Annotated in this window: 16 protein-coding genes; 1 reads left to right on the forward strand and 15 read right to left on the reverse strand. The window is 64.4% G+C overall.

The window, feature by feature from the left end:
- A partial coding sequence (locus AAV94_RS02100) for an IS5 family transposase (RefSeq protein WP_046740683.1) occupies nt 1-429 on the forward strand: 429 nt, incomplete at its 5' end.
- 68 nt (nt 430-497) lie between these two features.
- On the opposite strand, the gene fdhE is transcribed toward AAV94_RS02100, so the two are convergent.
- The 15 genes from fdhE to AAV94_RS02180 form a co-directional block, all read right to left on the reverse strand.
- On the reverse strand, nt 498-1,364 hold the full coding sequence (gene fdhE, locus AAV94_RS02105; RefSeq protein WP_046740684.1) for a formate dehydrogenase accessory protein FdhE: 867 nt from the start codon (nt 1,362-1,364) through the stop codon (nt 498-500).
- The gene (locus AAV94_RS02110; RefSeq protein WP_046740685.1) at nt 1,361-2,026 is read right to left on the reverse strand and encodes a formate dehydrogenase subunit gamma; all 666 of its coding nucleotides are present in this window, start codon (nt 2,024-2,026) and stop codon (nt 1,361-1,363) included. Before AAV94_RS02110 ends, fdhE begins: the two co-directional genes overlap by 4 nt.
- A complete protein-coding gene (gene fdxH, locus AAV94_RS02115) occupies nt 2,023-2,988 on the reverse strand; it encodes a formate dehydrogenase subunit beta (protein ID WP_046740686.1) in 966 nt (321 codons plus the stop codon). The genes AAV94_RS02110 and fdxH overlap by 4 nt, the downstream gene beginning before the upstream one ends.
- On the reverse strand, nt 2,985-6,077 hold the full coding sequence (fdnG, locus tag AAV94_RS02120) for a formate dehydrogenase-N subunit alpha (protein WP_084824683.1): 3,093 nt from the start codon (nt 6,075-6,077) through the stop codon (nt 2,985-2,987). The genes fdxH and fdnG overlap by 4 nt, the downstream gene beginning before the upstream one ends.
- Before the next feature lie 334 nt (nt 6,078-6,411).
- On the reverse strand, nt 6,412-7,827 hold the full coding sequence (locus tag AAV94_RS02125) for a sigma 54-interacting transcriptional regulator (protein ID WP_046740687.1): 1,416 nt from the start codon (nt 7,825-7,827) through the stop codon (nt 6,412-6,414).
- Between the two features lie 45 nt (nt 7,828-7,872).
- Complete coding sequence (locus AAV94_RS14540; protein ID WP_197407989.1) at nt 7,873-10,089, reverse strand: pilus assembly protein TadG-related protein; 2,217 nt, start codon at nt 10,087-10,089, stop codon at nt 7,873-7,875.
- Nucleotides 10,086-10,589 carry a TadE/TadG family type IV pilus assembly protein gene (locus AAV94_RS02140; RefSeq protein WP_046740690.1) on the reverse strand — a complete coding sequence of 168 codons (504 nt, stop codon included), beginning with the start codon at nt 10,587-10,589 and terminating at the stop codon, nt 10,086-10,088. The genes AAV94_RS14540 and AAV94_RS02140 overlap by 4 nt, the downstream gene beginning before the upstream one ends.
- A gap of 1 nt (nt 10,590) precedes the next feature.
- Nucleotides 10,591-11,112, reverse strand: a complete 522-nt coding sequence (locus tag AAV94_RS02145) for a TadE/TadG family type IV pilus assembly protein (RefSeq protein WP_046740691.1) — start codon at nt 11,110-11,112, stop codon at nt 10,591-10,593.
- 38 nt (nt 11,113-11,150) lie between these two features.
- Nucleotides 11,151-11,555, reverse strand: a complete 405-nt coding sequence (locus AAV94_RS02150; protein ID WP_046740692.1) for a DUF3613 domain-containing protein — start codon at nt 11,553-11,555, stop codon at nt 11,151-11,153.
- On the reverse strand, nt 11,552-12,598 hold the full coding sequence (locus AAV94_RS02155; protein WP_156167921.1) for a tetratricopeptide repeat protein: 1,047 nt from the start codon (nt 12,596-12,598) through the stop codon (nt 11,552-11,554). Before AAV94_RS02155 ends, AAV94_RS02150 begins: the two co-directional genes overlap by 4 nt.
- Entirely contained in the window at nt 12,595-13,668 is a 1,074-nt protein-coding gene (locus tag AAV94_RS02160) for a type II secretion system F family protein (protein WP_046740693.1), read from the reverse strand. Before AAV94_RS02160 ends, AAV94_RS02155 begins: the two co-directional genes overlap by 4 nt.
- A 10-nt stretch (nt 13,669-13,678) precedes the next feature.
- Nucleotides 13,679-14,656, reverse strand: a complete 978-nt coding sequence (locus AAV94_RS02165) for a type II secretion system F family protein (protein WP_046740694.1) — start codon at nt 14,654-14,656, stop codon at nt 13,679-13,681.
- Between the two features lie 54 nt (nt 14,657-14,710).
- Nucleotides 14,711-16,039 carry a CpaF family protein gene (locus AAV94_RS02170; protein ID WP_046740695.1) on the reverse strand — a complete coding sequence of 443 codons (1,329 nt, stop codon included), beginning with the start codon at nt 16,037-16,039 and terminating at the stop codon, nt 14,711-14,713.
- Nucleotides 16,040-16,046: 7 nt separating this feature from the next.
- Nucleotides 16,047-17,528 carry a hypothetical protein gene (locus AAV94_RS02175; protein WP_046740696.1) on the reverse strand — a complete coding sequence of 494 codons (1,482 nt, stop codon included), beginning with the start codon at nt 17,526-17,528 and terminating at the stop codon, nt 16,047-16,049.
- Between the two features lie 26 nt (nt 17,529-17,554).
- A complete protein-coding gene (locus tag AAV94_RS02180; RefSeq protein WP_331396736.1) occupies nt 17,555-19,330 on the reverse strand; it encodes a type II and III secretion system protein family protein in 1,776 nt (591 codons plus the stop codon).
- Nucleotides 19,331-19,376: the final 46 nt, after the last annotated feature.

Genomic DNA, 19,376 nt, shown 5'->3' on the forward strand with positions numbered 1-19,376 from the left:
CGCATCGGCGACGCGCCGATGCTGCCTGAGCTGCTGACGCAGATCCCGGCGACTGAAGCCGTGGCGACGGTGAGCGGCGATGGTGCCTATGACACCAAGGCCTGTCATGCCGCGATTGCGGCACGCGGAGCCGCCGCCGTGATCCCGACCCGCAAGAATGCGCAGACCTGGAAAGGCAGCAGCGCGGGCGTCGAGGCTCGCAACGAAACCTTGCGATCAACCCGGCACCTGGGCCGGACGATCTGGAAGAAATGGAGTGGTTACCACCGGCGCAGCCTGGTGGAAACCAAGATGGGTTGCTTCAAGTTGCTGGGCGAGCGGGTCATGGCCCGAGATTTCGACCGCCAGGTGACGCAGCTTCAGGTGCGCGCGGCGATCCTGAACCAGTTCACGCGCTTGGGCACGCCACACACGATACGTGTGTCCTGAGCAGACTGGGGAAAGGGGTAGCTGCGCTCAGTGGGGCAATTGCGCAACAGCGCCTCCGCAAACTGTGTCTACGCGCCGGGCAGCGCGAACGGGTTGAAGCCGCTGCGCCGAAAGCCTTCCGCCTGGGCAGCGTCATCGAGCACCAGCGTGGCCAGATCGTCGGCCACGGTTTCGGCAGCAGGCTCGCGCTCCTGCGAGATGACCTTGAGATAGCTGGTGCAGGCGCCACAGGCTTCTGCGCGCACGGCCGCCTCGGCGGTATCGAAGCTGAGGTAATCCAGGTCCCCTGCCTCGCCGCAGTTGGTGCACTTGGCGCGCACCATGTGCCACTCGCATTCGCACAGTGCGCAGTGCAGATAGCGCAGGCCCTGCCGCTCGCCCGTGTGGATGCGGCTGGCCACCGGCGCGCAGCCGCACATGGGGCAGTGCGCCGTTTCGCCGTCGCGCATCTGCGGCAGTGGCACCCGTCGCGCCAGCTGCGCCACTTCACAAGACAGGGCGGCCCACAGCAGTGGCGCAATGGCGGCATCGACGGCGGCGAACTCGCCTGCCAGTAGCTGCGCACCGGCTTGCCGACGCACAGCCAAGGGCATCGCCGCCAGCGCATCAAGATGAACTATTACCGGCTGCGGTGCACGCGGGCGCAGGTGCGCGCTCAAGGACTCCAACAGCACGGGCCAGCGCCCTTCGGCAGCAATCCGTGCCGTGTCCAGCGGAAGATCCGTGGCGACCTCCTCGCCCAGGCACAGCGCCTGCCCGTCCACGATGTCGGCGGCCAGACGCAGGTAGTCGGCCAGTTCGTGGCCTTCGGCGAGCTGGCGCAGGCGCGCGGCCCGCGTGGCGTAGCGCTCGGCCAGATCGGGCCGCAGAATGGGCTCAAAGTGGCGCGTGGCTTCTTCCAGCGGGATGGGGCCGCGCAGCGGCGCCTCGCTCATGCCTTGCCCCCGCGGGCCTTGGCTTCCTTGGCCTCCAATTCATCGGCCCAGCGGTCGTGATGCTGGCGCACCCAGGCCCGCGAAACATAGCCCGTCACCATGCCAGTGATGGAGCCACGCACCCAGATCGCCAGATAGATGTGGCCGAGGATCAGCAGGATCAGCCCGATGCCGGCAATCGAATGAGCCAGGATGGCCAGCCGCAGCACCGGTATCGAGAAGAACTCGGCAAAGTAGGCACGCCACATGATCAGCCCCGAGACCAGCAGGACCACGATGGACAGCATGATGAGCCAGAACAGCACCTTCTGACCGGCGTTGTACTTGCCGATCTTCAGCGGCTGCGCGTGGTTGTTGAGGATGACGCCCTTGACGTTGCGGAACCAGATGCCATCGGTCCTGGCTGGCAGGTTGTACTTGACGAAGCGCACGAACATGAAGCACAGACCGACGAATACGGCAATGCCCAGGAACGGATGCAGCACGCGGGCCATCTGCGGCGTGCCCAGGAAGGCGCTCAACCACGAGAAGGTTGGGAAGAACCACGACAGGCCTGAGGTTGCCGCAAGAAAGAAGCAAAACACGATGGCCCAGTGGCACAGCCGCTCGGGCAGCTTGGTGCGCAGGATCTTGTCACGGTTGGAAGAAGGAATCTGGCTCATGCTTGGCTCCCGGGTTCCGTCTGATTGTCCTCATCGGCCGTGCTGGCCTTGGCGGCTTCCTTGCGGCGAATGCCTTCCGGCGCACCACCGCCAGGGTGTGGACCTTCCTCGGTGGTGTTGGGGCCAACGCCGATGAAGTGCGCCGCCATTGCGCCCACTGCCACGGCGCCGACCACGGCCGCTGCGGGCTTGAGCACGTCCTTCCAGCCCTCGACCACGGCGCTGATCTTGGGCTCCTTGGGCAGACCAGCATAGCGCTCAGGGTCATCCGCGTGCTGCAGCACGTACATCACATGGGTGCCGCCCACGCCCTGCGGGTCGTACAGGCCGGCATCCTCGAAGCCGCGCTCCTTGAGCTCGGCCACGCGCGAGGCGGCCAGATCCTTCATCTCCTCCTTGGAGCCAAAGGAGATCGCACCGGTCGGGCAGGTCTTGGCACAGGCCGGCGCCTGGCCAACGGCCAGCCGGTCCGAGCACAGCGTGCACTTGTAGGCCTTATTGTCTTTCTTGGAGATGCGCGGTACGTCAAACGGGCAACCAGCCACGCAGTAGCCGCAGCCCACGCACAGGTCGGACTGGAAGTCCACCACGCCGTTGGCGTACTGCACGATCGCGCCGGGCACCGGGCAAGCCTTGAGGCAGCCGGGGTCCTCGCAATGCATGCAGCCATCCTTGCGGATCAGCCATTCGAAGACGCCGGTTTCCTCGTCCTCGTGTTCGGTAAAGCGCATCAGCGTCCAGCTATCGGGCGAGAGGTCACGCGGGTTGTCGTAGACGCCCACGTTCTCCTCGATCTCGCCGCGCAGGTCGTTCCACTCGTTGCAGGCGACCTGGCAGGCCTTGCAGCCGATGCAGGTGGTCACGTCGATCAGCTTGGCGACCTCCATCTGGTGGTCGCGCACATGCGGCGCCGGTGTCAGCGCGTTGGTGGCCGAGCGGCGCACGATGTTTTGCGAATTCATGCCAATGTTCCTTCCAGCTTCTCGACGTTGACCAAAAAGGCCTTGAATTCAGGCGTCTGCGAGTTCGCGTCCCCCACCCCCGGCGAGAGGGTGTTGGCCAGATAGCCCTTGCGCGTCGCGCCTTCGAAGCCCCAGTGGCAAGGAATACCGATCTGCTGCACCTGCTGCCCGGCGACATTGAGCGTGCGCATGCGCTTGGTCACCACCGCCTTGGCGGTGATGTAGCCGCGCTTGGTGGTGACCTTGACCGTGTCGCCATGGCGGATGCCTTTCTCGCTGGCCAGCTGCTCGCCGATCTCAATGAACTGCTCGGGCTGCAGCATGGCGTTGAGGTGGCTGTGCTTGGTCCAGTGCCTGAACAGCTCGGTGACCGAGTAGGTCGTCGCTACATAGGGGTAGTCGTGGCGGTTGCCCATGCGCTCGAGATCGTTCTGGAAGATGCGCGCGGTGGGGTTGTGCGTGACCTCTGCGTGCAGCGGATTCTTGGCAATGGGGCTTTCCACCGGCTCGTAGTGTTCGGGGAAGGGGCCGTCGTTCATGCCCTGCGCCGAGAACAGCCGCCCCATGCCTTCGGGCAGCATGATGAAGGGGGCCGCCGGCGCACCCGGGGGCACCGTGGCCGGGAAATCCGGCACATCCGCGCCGCTCCAGCGCTTGCCGTCCCAGTGCAGGATCTGGCGGTCCGGGTCCCAGGGCTTGCCGTTGATGTCCATCGAGGCGCGGTTGTAGAGAATGCGCCGGTTGGCCGGCCAGGCCCAGGCCCAGCCCGGGGTGTTGCCCAGGCCCGCATCGGTGTTGTCGCGGTTGGCCATCTGGTTGCCGCGCTCGGTCCACGAGCCGGTAAAGACCCAGCAGAAGCTGGCCGTGGTGCCGTCATCGCGCAGCTGCGAGAAGTCGTCCAGCAGCTGGCCCTTGCGCAGAATCTGGTTGCCGGCTTCGTCGAACACGTCCTCCAGCGCATAGCCGTTGGCCTCCTTGGCCATCTCCTCGGGATGCGGGAAATACGGGTCGTGGTAGGTATCGTGGTCCCACGTCATGTGCAGCACCTGCTCGGGGCAGGCGCCGCCTTCTTCCTTATAGAGGCGACGCAGCTCCATCATGATGTCGCCCAGGATCTTCGGATCGTGGCGCGCCAGTCCCGGCGGCTCCTGCCCGGCAAAGTGCCACTGCAGCCAGCGGCCGGAGTTGACGATGGCGCCATCTTCCTCGGCAAAGCAGTTCGACGGCAGGCGGAACACCTCCGTCATGATCTCCTCGGTCGGCACGTCGTTGAAGCGGCCCTCGTTGCGCCAGAAGTTGGAGGTCTCGGTGGCCAGCGGGTCGATGACGACCAGGAACTTCAGCTTCGACAGCGCCTTGGAAGTCTTGTTCTTATCGGGCATCGCCGCCAGCGGGTTGAAGCCCTGGGCAATGTAGCCGTTGACTTTGCCCTCGTACATCAGGTCAAAGTAGGCCAGCATGTCGTAGCTGCGGTCCCACTTGGGCAGCAGGTCGAAGGCGAAGTCGTTGTCCTTCGTGGCATGCTTGCCGTACAGGTTCTTGAGCAGCGAGATGAAGAACTTGGGGGTGTTCTTCCAGTAGTTGACCTGGCCGGGCAGCAGGTCCGATGGTGTGGTCTCCGCCAGATACTGCGCCAGCGTCTGCTGGTTCTCCGAGGGCAGGTTCATGTAGCCCGGCACGCGCAGCGACAGCAGCCCGAGGTCGGTATAGCCCTGGATGTTGGAGTGCCCACGCAGCGCATTGACGCCGCCACCGGACATGCCGATGTTGCCCAGCAGCAGCTGGATCATCGCCGCACCGCGGATGATCTGCGCGCCACCGGTGTGGTGCGTCCAGCCCAGCGCGTACAGCCAAGTCAGCGTCTTGTTCTTGGCCGAGCAGGAACCCATGATCTCCGCAATGCGCAGGAAGTCCGCCTTCTTGACACCGGTGATCTCCTCGACCATGTCCGGCGTATAGCGATCCACATGTTTTTTCAGCAGCTGCAACACGCAGCGCGGATGCGTCATCGTCGGATCGCGCAGCACCTGGCCATCGGCATCGCGCTCGTATGTCCAGGACGACTTGTCGTAGGTCTTGGTCTGCGGATCAAAGCCCGAGAACACGCCTTCGTCGAACCCGAAGTCCTCGCGCACGATCAGCGTGGCATTGGTGTAGTCGCGCACGTACTCGTGCTGGATCTGGTCGGTCTGCAGCAAATAGCGCACCACGCCCATCAGGAATGCCGCATCCGAGCCGGCTCGGATCGGCGAGAAGATGTCGGCCACTGCTGCCGTGCGGTTGAAGCGCGGATCGACCACGATCACCTTGGCCTTGTTCTTGGTCTTGGCCTCGATCACCCACTTGAAGCCCACCGGGTGCGCCTCGGCCGGGTTGCCCCCCATGACCACCACCACGTTGGCGTTCTTGATGTCCACCCAGTGGTTGGTCATCGCGCCGCGGCCAAAGCTCGGCGCCAGCGCCGCCACCGTCGGCGCATGGCACAGCCGCGCCTGACAGTCCAGCCCCAGAATGCCCAGTGCCCGCGCGAACTTGAAGTCCAGCACGCCCGTCTCGTTGGAGGCCGCGGACGACGCCAGGAAACCTGTCGTCAGCCAGCGGTTGACGAGCTGGCCCTTCTCGTTGCGGGCGATGAAGTTGGCGTCACGGTCATCCTTGATCAGGCGGGCGATGCGCTTGGTCGCTTCCTCCCAGGAGATCTTCACCCACTCCTTGGCCCCGGGCGCGCGGTATTCCGGATGCGTCAGGCGGCTTTTCGAATGGATCATGTCCAGCAGCCCGGCGCCCTTGGGGCACAGCGAACCGCGACTGACCGGGTGATCCGGATCACCCTCGATGTGGAAGATGCGTGGCTTGGCGTTCTTGGCGCCATCGCCCAGCGAATACATCAGGATGCCACAGCCCACCGAACAATAGGTGCAGTTGTTGCGCGTCTCCTTGGCGCGCAGCAGCTTGAACGGGCGCACCGCCGCAGGCACCTGCGCCTCGGCCGTAGAAAGGCCCATTGCCGCAGCAGACAGGGCCGCCGCACCGGCGCCGAGGATCTTGAGGAACTGTCGGCGCCCAGGATTGAGTTTCGTACCAGACATGGGAACTTCACCATCCCTTTGTTGATGCACGACAGGCGCGAACATCCATCCGCCGCCATGTCACGCACGGTCCATCGACCCCCCGGGACATCAAAGCAATTCCCACAACAAAAACGGCGGGATGCCTGGGGGCATGCCGCCATTCGTGGAACCTCTCATTCCACGGTCTGGTTCATTGATTTTTCATCGGGGGCGCATTTTTATTGTTTGCTGCCTGTGACGCACGCACCACAGGTCAGACACGCCCGCAATTTTACCGTCCCAGGGCAAGTCCGTATTGGCACGAAACAAAGCCTGACAGGTATCGTCAGGTAGCGTGATGGCGACGTGTCCGTCAGGGTGCGGAGCGGAGCGGGATCGGCGGCTCACCGTCGCTGATCTGGTAGCGGCGCATCTTCTCCCACAGCACCTTGCGGCTGATGCCCAGTGCGTCCGCCGTGGCCTGGCGGCGCCAGCCGTTGGCTTCGAGTTGCGCGATGATGTGGTTGCGCTCCTCCAGGTTCCAGTTCTGGCGGTCCGTTGCCGCTACCGCGTCCTCCTCCGGTGCCGCAGCAGAAGACGCTGTCGCCAGTGACGCGGCGGCGATGCGCTGCGCCTGCTCCAGGATACGCGTGGTGGCATTGTTGGCGTTCCAGTCACCGGTCTGGCGCACCGTCACGCCGATGCGCTCGGCCAGATTGCGCAGCTCGCGCACGTTGCCGGGAAAGACCATCTCCGCCACCGCGTCCATGATGAAGAACGGTGGCTCGCCCAGCTGGGCCAGGCGCTCCTCGCCGATGACCTGCTCCAGCATGCTGCGGAAAATCGCCAGCTTGTCGGCCTCGCCGCGCTCCTCCAGGCTGGGAATATGCAGTTCGATCACGGCCAGCCGGAAAAACAGATCGGCCCTGAACTGCCCTTGCTGCACCAGCTCGCGCAGAGAGCGGTTGGTTGCCGCCACCAGACGGAAATCCAGCCGCACCGGCGTGGTCGAGCCCAGCCGCGTGATGCAACGCTCCTCCAACACCCGCAACAGCTTGACCTGCTGGTATAGCGGCAAATCAGCGATCTCGTCCAGGAACAGCGTGCCGCCATTGGCCTGCTCGAAGTAGCCGCGATGCGCTGCCACCGCACCGGTGAACGAGCCCTTGGCGTGGCCAAAGAACAGCGACTCGAACAGCCCGTCGGGAATCGCGCCACAGTTGACCACCACGAACGGCCCCTGCCCGTAGCGGGAGTTGCGCTCGTGCAGGCGTTCGGCCACGCGCTCCTTGCCCACGCCCGTCTCGCCGGTGATGAGCACGCTGTGCTCACAGTCGGCAAAGGTATCGACCTCGCGCAGCAGGCGCTGCATGCTTTCGGAAACCGCGATGATGTCGCCCGAGCGGCTGGCCTCGCGCCGGCTGCCCTGCAGGCGCTGCAGGATGCGCACCAGCATCGCGCGCAGCTCGGCGCCCGTGAAGTCGAACGGCAGTACGTGCGAATACTCCATCGCATAGGTGCCGGGGCTTGCCTCGCGCGGATTGGCGCTGACCCACAGCACCGGCATGCCAAAGCGCCCCTCAATGCCCTGGCGCGTAAAACGCGCGCCTTCCAGCACCGTCACACTGACCACGGCAATCGCCATGCCCAGGTCGTCGCTGTCGGTCGTCAGGTTCAGCCCGTCCGCCCGCACCACGCCCACACCCAGGCTGGCCACGCAACGCTCGACGCGGTCGGCGATGTCGGCCTGGCCTTCCCAGACGTAGATGACGAGTTCTTCGAGATTCACTGTGGGCGTCCTTTTTGCAAATCGAAATTCTCTTATTAAACTGGATTAATAAACAATATGCGCATTATTGCAACCAATGGATGTCACACGCACATCATTCACACCAAGCTCAACACCCAACAAATCCCCAAGAATCGGTCCCGCCAACAAGTTACCAATTGGGTTAAGAATAGCCTCCAAAACATCCAAAAGAGGGCTAAGCAATACCTGCAGGAAATTTGGCCGAGAATCTGGAGCTTCTAAAAGCGCCTCTTTAAGCTCTCTCTCAACGCATCGATTGAAACGATCCACGTCCTCAGCAGTTCCCGCAGATCCAGCCGTCACCCAACCTTCAGGAGTACTGCCCCAACAAGCACGCCCCGAAAGTACATTTGCAGACTCAATATCCTTAGCCCACGCATCCCATTCATTGTTTTGCCAACAAAGAAAAGGCAACAGAAAACACGACTGGGTAGTGCGGTCAATATCGGCTTTCAAGCGATCACGAAGTAAAGAAACGTCATAAATCCCAACAGGACCGCGAATCAGCCCAAAGTCGAGACTCTGATTTTTTGGAATAGCACCGGCGGGATGCCCCGGAGAACTTTTGCCGAGATAGTAATCCGCCAATTTTGACGCCGACTCTTCATTCTCGGACTCCGACCATTCACCATTTGTTGGAGACCCAAGCAACTCTCCGAGCAACCTCAGGAGTTCATCCACCAAATCCGAAACCGTATCACCCAAATTCAAACCATTCCCTGGCGAGCGCCAAGTCTCTCCCGCCCGCATATCCGGAGAAAGGTAATCATCCTGCAAAGCATTTATGTTAATCCTATTATTAATCTTAACCAATCCTAAAACACTAACAAGCGTCTCGTTATCAAGCGACTCACAAATAGGAGTACGCGTAGAGAAAGGATTCCCCGCTGCTCGACCAACACAAACATTGGCAACAGAAGAATCCAAACCTACTCTTACAGTACTATCACCTCCTGGCACCCTACAAGTCAAATCTTCGATAGTCCCCTTGGTACGAACAACATCAACAAAAATTGGGAGATGAATTCGCGTACCCAGAAGGTTCAACAAACCACCAATTAAGTTAATTCCTGAATCAGTATTATAAGTATCCACATCTATATAGAGCCGGACCTGTGCATTATACGCAGTAGCCCCCACCCCACCAATGCCAATAGATGGCGGCTCAATAATACCAGCCTCAATCGTCAGCACATCAGGTAACAGGCCGGGCACTCCAACACGAGAAACATCCAAGCTTATTCCTCGCCCCGAAGTTCCAACACCTATTGCCGCTGTGACTATATCCAAAACGTTCACTTGAACATCCAGTGCAGATGCAGTCGTTCCATCTGGCGCATGAATGCTGGCGAAGATCCCCGGTCCATCCGGGCCTGCCCCAAGCGGTATCTCAATATTCAGCGCCTCAATACCCAGCCTAGCTTCAATAAGACTCAACAGCTCAGCATTCAAGCCAAGCAATTCTTCGTGCCCGCCTAATGTTAGAGCAGTATCCAAAAGGAACCCAAGAGAAACCTTCTCCGCCGCAAGCAAATTATTAACATCCACAACAGTCAAATCAGCTTCGAGTGGAAGTCCGAGTGCCTTGAGGAGACCACTCGCTGACACCTGCGCTCCCACCAACCCTTCGTACCCCCCAACGGTTACGCAAGGGTCTCCAACACCCACGACCCTCAGAAGCTGTACCAAGGGAGCCAATTGTTGATGACAGCCCACACTAACAAGAGTTGTTCCGACAGAGAAAACAGCCAGCGGATTCTCCCGTTTCGCAACAGCCTCAGCAACGACAACTCTGCCCCAAGGCCCTGGAATAATAATAGGAGAACTTCCTTGAACCCTGACATGTGCGGCATTCAATAGATCCAAGTTCGTCGTCTCAATAAAATGTCTCTGCGGATCACTCGCATTGCTTACATCCCAATTACCACATTTAACAAACGTTTCGCTATTTTTGGCGATTGCAATCGGCCAATTGTTTTCAATCGACTCAAGCCCGCCATTTACACAATTCCCCAGAGGATCCCCCTTGCCGTAATCGATGTTCTGCACCGCCTCAATCGCCGCCAGGTCGGCAATGCGCTGCAAATCGCGCTTGGCGTAGTACATGTAGCCGATGTCCACGATGCCGAGGATGGTCACCAGCAGCGCCAGTACCAGAGCAAACTGCACCAGGATGCTGCCACCTTGCCGTGGCACGACACGTACAGGTGCTGAACGCATGCGATCACTACTGGGGGTCATGGCGTCTCTCCTTGCGCAAGGCTGAACGCGATGCGCGCGCGCGATTGCAGGGTGGCCGGCTCGACCAGTGCCCATCCGCCCAGCCCGGCGGCGTTGGACGTTCCATCCGCGCTGCCACCGAGCAGCGCAGGCAGGCGGTAGGTCACGCGCAGCAGCGCCTCGCTCTCTCCCACGGTCAACGTGACGGAGGTGTCCTGCAACGGATTGCCGGGAATGCCGCTGCCCGCCAGGCTGCGCTGGACGACGGTGGCTGCGGCGGCCTCGATGGAAGCGGGGTCGGTGATGGCGTAATCCGGCAAAGCACCATAGATCAGGTTCTGCACGATGCGCGCGCCATCACCTGTGGCACGGGTCACCGATTGCTGCGCCTGCAGCACACGCCAGTACACCAGCATGCCCAGCAATATCAGCACCATCAGCGCGGCAATCATCGCAAATTCGATGGAGGCCACGCCCCGCTGTCGGTGCTTGCAGAGGGCTGAGAAGGTCACACCTGCCATGTCACAGCCCTCCGCGATCAACGAGCACACTGGCGCTGGCGTGCATGGTGTCAGGATGCAGCAGCTGCATGCCGAACATTTCCAGCCCCGGAGTCAGGGGCGCCGCGCCATAGGGGACGGTGAAATCGACCTGCACCACGCAGCGCTCGGCGACAGTCATCCCGCAGGACTGCTGCGGCGAGCAGATGCCACTGCCAACCTGGCAGATCTGAATGCGGATCGCCTCCGGCGCGGGCTTGAGTGCTGCTGGCAGCCAGTCCAGACGCTCATTGAGGATCAGGTTGCGGGCATGCTCAAAGCGTGCTTCGAGTGTGGGCTGATAGCGCAGCACTGCTCTTGCCCCATCCTCGGCGGCCCACTGCATCGACTCGCGCACCAGAAACGTCAGGCCATAGCTGATGATGGCGTACAGCAGCATGAAGAACACCGGGAAGATGATCGCCCACTCCAGCGCATAGACGCCGCGCTGGCGGCTTCGGCCGGGCAGTGTGCGGAAGCGGTGCGGGAAGGGGCGGCGGGACATGGGTCAGTGACTCCTGGTGCAATCAGGCGTAGCGATGCTCAGTCGCCCACACCGGTATCGATACCGGTCTCGAACTGCTCGGGAATCTCGGTCTCGAAGCTCTTGAGGTAGCGCGCATAACTGCGGCTGGCCTGCTCGCCATCGATGGGGCGCGGGTAGGCGCCTTCGCTGGCGCGCTGCAGCGCCAGCAGGTGGTCGGTGGCGCGGCCAATGTCCGTGCGCTCGGAGGGTGCGCGGCGCGTGATGGGCTGGCGCACACCGGCCGGGTAATCACGATCGCCAGCAGCCGGCCAGTGGGTCATGGCCGCCTCCGCAGCGGTGGTGGAGGGGTGGTCGGGATCCACGGCCTGGGCGTGCACCGCCGCGTGGCCGAGCACCATGAGGACGGTGCCGGCAAGACCGCCGCGCACTGCGGCAGGCAGGATGGAGTGGATGCGGGTCATGGCTGCTCTCCTAAATCGTCTGACAGGGCTGGGCCCGTGGGTACGGGCGGCAATGGGGGTGGCAGGGGCGGCAAGGGTGGCGGGCTGGCCTGCGGCATCGCCGATGCAGCGGCAGGCAACAGGGCGGCGGGTGGAGTCGGCTGCGCGGGCACCGCAGCCGGTGCCGGTGCAACCGGGGGCGGCAACGCAGGCAGCGGCTCGGCAGGCGCTATTGGCACAGTCGGTACGGTCGGCACTGGCGGTGCCACCTGTTGCGCCGCGCGCTGCGCCACGGCCTGCATCACCTGCGCGTGCTGCTGCTGCAGCGTCAGGATGGAGGCCTGGTCGATCAGCGGCTTGGCACCCTGGGTCTGCGGGGTCGAGAGGCGACGCAGCAGCGCGTTGGCCTGCGCGTTCTGGCCCGTGGCCAGCCAGTACAGTGCCAGATTGAGCTGCACACGCGCGTCATTGGGCGCCAGCTGCGCGGCTTGCAGCAGCGGCACGCGCGCGGCCTGCGGCTGCCCATCGAGCAGGTGCGCGTAGCCGATGTCGGCCAGCACCGTCGCATCAATGGGGTTGAGCGCACGCGCCAGCTCCAGCTGCTCGATGGCGGCGCCATAGTGGCCTTCGGCGGCGTACAGCAGACCCAGGCCCCGGCGCGCGCGGGCGGTCGTGCCGCCCTCCAGCAGGGTCAGGTAGATGGCGCGGGCGGCCTCAAGCTGCCCCGTATTGCGCAGCGCATCGGCGCGCAGCAGGCGCGACTGCGGGCGGGCGCCGTGCTGCTGCTCGAACGCCTCGGCATGTGCGAGCGAGGCGTACCATTGGCCGTTTTCCTGCATCTGCGCGATCAGGTCCAGATAGGTCTGCACGGTATCGACCGTGGTGGCCTGCTCGGCGGCCTGCAACTGCTGCTGCGCCTGCGCGGCGGTGCTCTGCGCCGCCACACCGTAGCCTTGCGGCATGTTGGCCGCGCAACCAGCCAGCCCGGCTGCCAGCAGCAGGCCGCAAGACAGGCGCGCCGCGCGGCACGATCCCGTAACCAGATGAAGAAACCGTCGTCTCATCCATTGCCTCCCATGCTCGATAGCGAGCGAATCACTGCCAGAAAGCCCGGCCCGGCGGTGATGACCAGCAGCGCAGGCAGCAGCGTCAGCACCATCACGCCGGTCATCTTCACCGTGATCTTGCCGATCTTTTCCTTAAACGAAGCCTGGCGCTTTTCGCGCAGGCGAACGCTGAACTGCGCCAGCGGCTCCTGCACGGCGCCGCCATGGCGGTCCACCTGCACCAGCAGCCCGACCACGGCGGCCATGTCGTCGTCGGCGCTCAGGTGCGTCAGGCGCTGAAAGGACGCTTCGCGGCTGCGGCCGCTGGCATACAGCTGGTTGGCCAGCATCAGCTCGCCGCTGAGGACGCGCAAAACGCTGCCGAACTCCGTCGCAAGAATCTGCAGGCTCTGGTCGATGCTCAGGCCCACCCCCTGCAGCAACCGCAGCAGATCGACAAACAGCGGCAGCTCCTCGACCACCTGCTGGCGCCGCTTGGCCGCGCGCGCCCGCACGTACCACTTGGGTGCCATCAGTCCCAGGCCGAAGCCAAAGAAGCCCACCATCAGCAGTTTCAGGCCCTGCGGCTGCAGCAGCAGGATCGCCAGCACCGGCAGCGCCAGCGCCAGCAGTGCGCGGCTGAGGATGTACCAGGTGCTGCCGTCGCGCAGCGAGATGCCGGCCTGGTCGAGCAGGCGGCGGTCCTCATCGGCGAGCAACGCCTTGGCAAAGCCCGTTTGCAGCCACGCCGGCGGCTGCAGGCGTGCGGCAAGCTCCTGCGGCGTCTGCGCTGCCGCGCTGGCGCTGCCCTGGCCAGCCATGGCCAAGGGATTGAGCAGCTGGCTGTCGCGCCGCAGGTTCAGGCCCGCGCCCGGCCCGGCCTGCGCCGCCTGCGCACTGGCCATCCGCGGCGCATCGGCCAGGGTAGGCTCGACACGCGCTGCTGGCGGACGCGCCTGCAGCGCCTGCCCGACACGGCGGCTGGCGCGGTCGATGCGGCGGCTTTGCCACAGCATCACCAGCGCCCATAGCGCGATGCCCAGCGCACCGGTTGCAGCACTCAGGGTCAGCAGCGTTTGTGCGTTCATGCCGTCTCCCTCATTTCAGCCGCGCCAGGCGGTACAGCAGCAGCGCGCCAAACGCCTCCAGCCCCGCAGCCATGAAGATCATGTTGCGTCCGCTCGGGTCCTCCCACATGCGCAGGAAGTAGCCCGCGTTGAGCACCATGATGAGCGCGCCCACGCCGATCGGCAGCAGCGCCAGAATCCAGGCCGAGAGGCGGATCTCCGCCGACATCGCATGCAGTTCCATCTCGGCCGCCTGCCGGTCGCGGATATAGGCCGAGACGCGCTCAAGCACCAGATCGGCGCGACCACCGTAGCGCACACTCATGCGGAACACCGCCGCCAGCAGGCCGAATTCGGGCAGGCCCCAGCGGCGCTCCAGCTGCGCCATGGCCTCGCCCATGTCGGGGTTGACGCTGACCATCGCCGCCGCCTGTTGCAGCGCATCGCCCAGCGGAGCCTCGAGGTTCTTGACCGCCAGCTGAAACGCCGCGTGCGGCGAGTTGCCAATGGAGATCAGCCGCACCATGTTGTCGAGAAAGCCCGGCAGCTGCTGCAGCACACGCGCGCGGCGCTTGGCCAGCCGGCGCCAGATGAAAAAGGCGCACACCATGGCATAGACGGCCAGCGCCAGCACGGCCAGCGCCAGGCCGCCCTGCATGCCGGCCACCACGGTCAGCAGCACGGCGCCCCCTGCCAGCAGGGCCAGCATCGCCGGCGCAATACCCCAGGCCTGCACGCCCAGCCAGCGATCAAGCGTGCGCAGCCAGGGCGTCTGCCACGCCGCGGAGGCAGGCAGCGCCGCGCCCGGCTGCGCGGCACCGGCCGCCTGAGGCGCTGCTGCGGCGCCCGGCATCGCCATTGCCGGTTTCGCGCCAAGGTTGCGCTGCAGATGCTGCTGCACCGACTGCAGCTGCTCCTTGCGGCGCGCGCGGGCAAACAGCCACAGCGCCAGTGCCAGCAACAGGCAGGCCAGCGCGACCATGAACAGCACAAGGCCCAGCCGGCTCATGGCCTGCCTCCGGCAGTGTCAGTGCGGCATGGCGCCGCCATCGCGGATCTGCGCTCAGCCATTCCAGCCTCCTGCGGCGGCCTGCTGCTGTTGCATGCGCCACCATGCCTGCAGCTTGGGCGAGTGGGGCGAGATGCCCAGCGACACCCAATGGTCATGTTCCTGCCCGTCGGCGCCCACGTACGGCTCGTAGCGGTACAGCTCCTGCATGGAGATCATGTTGTCGGTCATGCCGGTGACCTCGGTCAGCGACAGCAGCCGCCTGCGCCCGTTGGACAGGCGCCCGATCTGCACGATGAAGTCCACCGCATTGGCGATCTGGCGGCGCAGGCTGACCTCGCTGCCCTGAAAGCCTGCAAAGCCCGCCAGCATCTCGGCGCGATAGAGGCACTCGCGCGGGCTGCTGGCGTGAATGGTGCCCATCGAGCCGTCATGCCCGGTGTTCATGGCCTGCAGCAGCTCCAGCACCTCGCCGCCACGCACCTCGCCAACGATGATGCGGTCCGGCCGCATGCGCAGGCTGTTGCGCAGCAGGTCGCGGATGCTGACCATGCCGCCGCCATCGAAACCGCCGGGGCGGCTCTCCAGCCGCACCACGTGGTCATGGTTGAGCGAAAGCTCGGCCGTGTCCTCGATGGAGACGATGCGCTCCGTATGCGGGATGAAACTCGCCAGCGCATTGAGCAGCGAGGTCTTGCCCGAGCTCGTGCCGCCGCTGACAAGAATGTTGCAGCGCGACTGCACCGCCATCTCCAGGATGCGGCAGATGTCCTCGTTGAAGGTGCCCAGCGCCACCAGCTCCGGCGGCGTCAGCGGGTCCTTGCGGAACTTGCGGATCGATACCGAAGGCCCGTCGATGGCCAGCGGCGCAATGATGACGTTGATGCGCCCGCCATCGGGCAGGCGCGCATCGACCATCGGGCTGGATTCATCCAGCCGCCTGCCAATGGGCGCGAGGATGCGCCGCACGATGCGCAGCACGTGCTCGTCGTCGCGAAAGCGCACGTTCTCGCGCTGCAGCATGCCGCCGCGCGAAACATAGACGTTGGCATGCCCGTTGATGAGAATATCCTCAACCTGCGGGTCCTCCAGCAAGTCCTGCAGCGGGCCAAGGCCTGTCAGCTCGCGCGTGAGCGCCCGCGCCACCGTGAGTGCTTCCTGCTCGTTGACCGGCACCGAGTGCAGACGGATGAAGCTGTCGAGCTCCAGCAGCACGAACTGTGCAATGGCCGACTGCGACCAGCGCCCGAACTCCGCGCCCAACTCCTCGATGCGGGTAAGCAGGTGGTCATAGGCACGATCCTTGAGCTCGGCATACAGCTCGGTGGCTTCGAATGCGCTGGCCTGGCGCTCAGCAGGTACGTCAAAAGGTTCGGTCGTCATGGGACGTTCAGCTCCTCAGGCTGGGGATCAATCGGCCCAGCAGACTGCGCTTGGCAGCCGGCGCAGCCAGTTCGGGATGGTGCGTGCGCAGCAGCTGGTCGGCCAGCTGCCCCACTGCCTGCACGTAGGGGTCGCGGTGCCGCTCGGGCGCCAGCAGCTGGCCCTGGTTGACTGCCTGCGTCAGCGCCAGCCGCCGCTCGGGAATCACCGCCAGCAGCGGCAGCTGCAGCTGGCGCGCGACCTGCTGGGCATCGAGCTCAAGCCGCTTGTCGAAGCGGCTGACGATCAGCTGAATCTTGCTGCGGTCGATCTTCTGCTCCAGCAGCTGGCGCACCAGATCGGCGGTGGAGACCACGCTGGCCACGCTCTGGTCACACACCACCCAGACGGTGCTGGCGCGCATGGCCACGCGGGCAGCCAGGCTGCTCTGCTGCACGGCGCCCAGGTCGGCCACGACATGGCGAAAGTACTGGCGCAGGCGCAGCACCAGCAGATCGGCATCGGCGTAGGAGACCTCGCGCAGCTCGCCGGTGCGCGGCGGCAGGCTCAACAGGCGCAGCCCGCTCGCATGGCGCAGCAAGGCGGTGGAGACCATGCGCCGGTCAAAGCGGCGCAGGTTCTGCACGGCCTCGATGAAATCAAAGCCGGTGCCGACATCCAGATATAGCGAACCGTCACCACCGGGGCTGCCCAGATCGAGCAGCAGGGTCTGCAAGGCCTGTTCGTCATCCTGGCCCGTTGCCGGCCCCAGCAACGAGGCTGGCGCGTCATCGTCCTGCACCAGTCGCTGCTGCAGGTACCAGGCCAGATGCGCGGCCAGCAAGCTGGTGCCCAGCCCCGCGCGGGCCGACAGCACGGCCGTCAGCGGCGCACTGTCCTGCGCCTCGGGCGCTATGCCAGGACTGCGGCTGACCAGCTCGCGCACCAGCTTTTGCGCCACCTGCGGGGAGCCATCAAGGTCCAGGAAGTCCTGCACACCCGCGCGCAGCGCGCCGAGCGTGACTTCCGGATTCTTCATGCGGCCCACGGCGATCAGTGGCAGATGCGGGTGCGACACGCGCAGCTGCTGCACCAGCCGCTTGGCCAGCTCCAGCACCGGCAACTCGAAGTGGATGAACACGGCATGCGGCAGCAGCAGCTGCACCTGCTCATCCAGATTGTCCTGAAAGCGGGCGGTGTGCAGCCGCGCGCCATCGAGTACGCGGCGCATCCAGGTTTGCGCGAGCGCACTCTCCGGCGTGCCGGCATGCACCAGCAGCAACTCCGCATCCAGATCGGCGCAGGCGGACTCGCGCGCCGGCATCGCCTGCAGTACTTCCATGGCTGCCGGCGTCTGCGCTGGCGCTGGTGGCTTCGCTGGCACGGGCGCCGGGCGGGGCGCTGAAGCAGCCAGCAGCGCTTCCAGCGACGGCAGCGGCGAGGCCGCCGGCGCCGGGCTGGGCCGCGTATCGCCAAACGGCGCGTCGGCAGGGGCGAAGGGGTTGTTCATGGCAGCGTTGCGTTTCAGGAAAAGCCTCAGTAAGAGAATCCGGGCAGCGCCGCATCCGGCTTGAGGCCGCCGGCGATGAACGGCTCCCACACCTGCGAGGCATAGGGCCGCTCCGACGTTGCACCCGGCAGCAGCGCCTGCAGGTCCGTGCCCGCCGCCAGCGGATGCACCAGATGCGGGGTCACCACGATGGCCAGTTCGGTCTCATCCTGTGAATAGGCCATGTTCTTGAAGAAGGTACCGATGATGGGCAAATCGCCCAATACCGGCACCTTGTCCACATAGGAAGATGTTGTGCGGCTGACCAGCCCGCCGATGATGAAGCTTTCGCCATCAGCAAGCTCCACCATGGTGTCGGCACGCCGTGTGCGAATCGCTGGAACCACAACGCCACTGACCGCAACGCCGTTGCTGAAGTCGAGGTCACTGGCTTCTGGCGCGACCTTGAGTGCTATGCGTTCGTTGGCAAGAATGGTCGGCGTCAGCTGCAGCTTGACACCAAACTCCTTGTACTCAATGGCCACATTGCCGTCATTGCTTGGCACGGGAATGGGGATTTCTCCTCCAGCCAGGAAACTGGCACTCTGGCCGGTGTGCGCCAGCAGCGTAGGCCGCGCAAGCACGCGCGCAAGACCGTTGTTTTCCAGGAAGCCGAGCTGCACGCCTATGCCTGCACCACTGAAAGCGTTGCTGAAACCGAACACCAAATTCATAGCACTGGCAATCGACGCGGAAATGCTGCCGCTACCAGTGACGGCGGAGTTTGCGGCGCCATTTACCGCACTGCTGACCGCACTTCCGACTGCTCCGCCGATGGTTCCCGTTGCGCTGTTGCTGAAACCCGTGCTGCTGTTGTAGTTAGCGGTCGCAGATCCTGAAGCATTCAGATTGCCGTTGACGCTATTGGAGAAATTGCTACTCAGGTTTTTGCCCGAACTATTACCTATGTTGAAGTTCGCCGAAGTCGTCGTCCCCGGAGTGAACACACCAAAACTAAAGCCGTGGTTGTTGGCTCCGCCACTGAAGATATTGATACCGGCCTGCTTCATCGCAGACTTCTTGAACTCGACAACGTGCACTTCTACCTGCACGGTGTTGCTCTTGACCGCCACGGCCGAGCGGTCCACCAGCGGGGTGTCGGCCGGTGCGGTCAGCTGCAGCGCGGCCAGGGCCTGGGCATGTTCGGGCACGCTGCCAAGGCGCCGCTCCAGCATCAGCATCTGCGCGCGCACCTGCACCGGCCAGACCTGCGGCTGATCGCTGCCGCGCGGCCAGACCATCAGGCTGGTCGTGCCTGGCCCCTTGGCCGTCAGCAGCAGCTCGGCTGGCGGCGCGCTCTTGCCTTGCCCCTGGCTGGCGCGAAGCACCTTCACGTCCAGCACCTGCGGATCGCCCACCGCCACGCGGGTCACCGATGTGCCCGGCTGCAACAGACGCTGCTGGCCCGCCGTCAGTCGCAGCGGCGTGACCGCCGATTCGGCAGCCAGCGGGTCGATGGCGACCTGCCAGCCTGGCGCATCCTGCGCGGCGTCGGCCTCCTGCACTGCGGCGGCCTGGGTGGCCGTGGATGCACGGGCAGTGGGCTCCGCCACATTCACAGCCACCGTGCGGGCTGCTGCCGGCATCAGCGGCAGACTGGGCTCCTGCAGCGGCTGCAGCGGTTGCTCCGGCACCTGCGCCTGCAACAGGGTCGGCGCGCTCAGCGCCAGCGCGGCACAGCCGTGGCAGAGCAGCTGCACGGCGCTGCGCAGCGCAGCATGGGATGGTGCTAGGGCCTGATGATGGCGGGGGGCGTGTGGCATGGGTCGGTTCCCTCGATGTTCGATTGCTTGGCGGGCCATGGCGCTG

Source organism: Lampropedia cohaerens (assembly GCF_001005215.1).
GTDB classification, from domain to species: Bacteria; Pseudomonadota; Gammaproteobacteria; order Burkholderiales; family Burkholderiaceae_C; genus Lampropedia; species Lampropedia cohaerens.